Origin of the sequence: Azospirillum sp. B506 (genome assembly GCF_000333595.1) — a bacterium.
Classification (GTDB): domain Bacteria; phylum Pseudomonadota; class Alphaproteobacteria; order Azospirillales; family Azospirillaceae; genus Azospirillum.
Genome location: NZ_BADK01000764.1, coordinates 1 through 2,418 on the forward strand (window position 1 = coordinate 1; position 2,418 = coordinate 2,418).

General features: G+C 71.1%; 1 protein-coding gene. It reads right to left on the reverse strand.

Translation table 11 applies throughout. The features are described 5' to 3' along the window. Window positions 1-2,418: DEAD/DEAH box helicase (locus I71_RS23945; protein ID WP_148294355.1), on the reverse strand; the 2,418-nt coding region annotated here is incomplete at both ends.

Here is a 2,418-nt window from a genome sequence, read left to right on the forward strand (position 1 = left end):
GCAGCCGGCCTCGGCACCGGCGCCGCCGCGCGGCAGACAGCCGGTCGTCCTGGGCGCGCAGAAGGCCCTTGGACCGCTTCGCCAACGTCGCCGCTTTGGCCGCGGCGCGTTCGCCCCGTAGCCTGACGGCGACGCCTGCCGGGCCACAGCCGAGTGACGCGATGCCCAGCGCCCGGCAACGGCAGCGCAGTTCGGCGATGGACAACAGCCGTTCCACCAGGGGCGGCAGGGTACCGAAACGATCCTCCATTTCCTCGCGCAAGGCGTCCAGTTCACCGGACTCGCGGGTGCGGGCGATTCTGCGGTGCAGGCCGATGCGCAGTTCCTCCTCGGGGATGTAGGAGGGCGGGATGCCGTGCGGCACCGCGACCGCCACATCCGGATCCCAACGCTCGTCGGGCTGGCGGCGCAGCGCGCGCAGCGCATCGGCCAGGATGCGTTGGTAGAGTTCGGTCCCCACCGCGCGCAGATGGCCGGTCTGGTCCTCGCCCAGCAGGTCGCCGGCCCCGCGCTGGTCAAGGTCGAGCATGCTCAACACAAAACCGCCGCCCAGGCTTTCGATCACCTCCAGCGAGCCAAGGCGGCGGGCTGCCCGCTCCTCCAGAGGATGGTCGGGGTCGGTCAACAGATAGGCGTAGCCCTGAACCGAACCGCGCCCGACCCGGCCGCGCAGCTGGTGCAGCTGGCCCAGCCCGAACAGATCGGGACGGAACAGCAGCAGCGTGTTGGCGCGCGGGATGTCGATGCCGGATTCGATGATCGGGGTCGCCAGCAGGATGTCGCTTGCGCCATCGACGAAGCCCATCACCGCATCGTCGAGCGCCGCCGCCCCCATCCGGCCATGCGCCACCGCGATGCGCGCCGCCGGAACCAGCTCCCGAATCCAGACTTCCAGCTCCGCCAGATCGGCGATGCGTGGGGTGACGCAGAATGCCTGCCCGCCGCGCCCCAACTCGCGCAGCAGGGCGGCACGGGCTGTGACGGGATCGCGCGGGGTGACGACGGTGCGCACCGGCCGGCGGCGGGCAGGCGGGGTGTCGATGATGCTGAGGCCACGCAGGCCGGCCAGGGCGCCTTGCAGGGTGCGCGGGATCGGCGTGGCGCTGAGCGCGAGGCTGTGTACGCCCTTGGTCCGCCGCTTCAGCGCCTGCTTCTGCGCTGCACCGAAACGCTGTTCCTCGTCCACCACCATCAGGCCCAGGCTCTGGAACCGGACCTCCTTGGACAGCAGGGCATGGGTGCCGACGACGATGTCGACCGATCCGTCGGCCAGCCCGGCGCGCACGCGGTCGCTTTCAGGCTTGGTCATTGCACCGGTCAGCGGCTCCACCGTCACACCGAAGCCGGCAAAGCGGCGGCGGAACAGGTCGAGATGCTGGCGGGCGAGGATGGAGGTCGGAGCCATCACCGCCACCTGATGCCCGGCGAAGGCGACCGCCGCCGCCGTGCGCAGAGCCACCTCGGTCTTGCCATATCCGACATCGGCGCAGACCAGATGATCCATCGGTTGGCCCTTGCCCACGGCGTCGAGCACGGATTGGATGGCTCGGTGCTGTCCTTCGGTGGGGTCGAAGCCGAAGCGGGCGCCGAAGCGGCGCATGCGGTCGGCCGGTGGATCGATGACCGGCGCCACCTCCTGCGCACGGCGGCGGGCTTCACGCAGGATGCCCTTGGCGGTCTCGCCGATCTCCGCCTCCAGCACGGAACGGCGTTCCAGCCAATGGGCATTCTTCAGGCTGTCGAGCCTGGCACCGGTATCGGCAGATCCGTGGCGCCACAGCCGGTCGAAGTCGGCGGTCGGCACCAGCAGCCGGTCGTCATGGGCATAGTCCAGCACCAGGAAATCGGCGGAGGCTCCCTCGCCGTCACCCTGTTCGGAGGCAATGGTCTCAAGCCCGATCAGGCGCCCGATGCCGTAGTCGAGATGCACGACAAAGTCGCCGGTCGCCAGTTCCGACGGCGCCAACGGCGGACGGCTGGGAGCTTCCCCGACACGCTCCTCGGTTTGGCGCGGGGCGACCAGCACCGTCACGCCGTCGCAGAGGAAGCCATCCCCCGCCCGCAGTTGCAGAACGGCGCAATTGCCGGCTCCCAGAGGCGGATCGGGCCAGCGCTCCAACCTGGGTACGGGGCGCCCGAGTGCCGCCGACGCCCGCCCGGCCAGCCGGTCGGCCTCGCCGGGGCGGGCGGCAAGCAGAACCGAGCCGCGGTTCTCAAGCACGGTGGCCGCCCGGCGCAGCAACGTGCGCTGCGTCCGCACCGGTTCCGCGGCAGCGCCGGCCACCAACTCCACCGGCAGCAGGTCGCGGGCGGCGAGCCTGTCCTCCAGCGCGTCGGAGCCGATCAGCCGGCGCTCCAGCACGGGGACCGGCAGGATGCAGGACTCGTCACGGCGGATGCGGCGCTCAAGACCGGCAT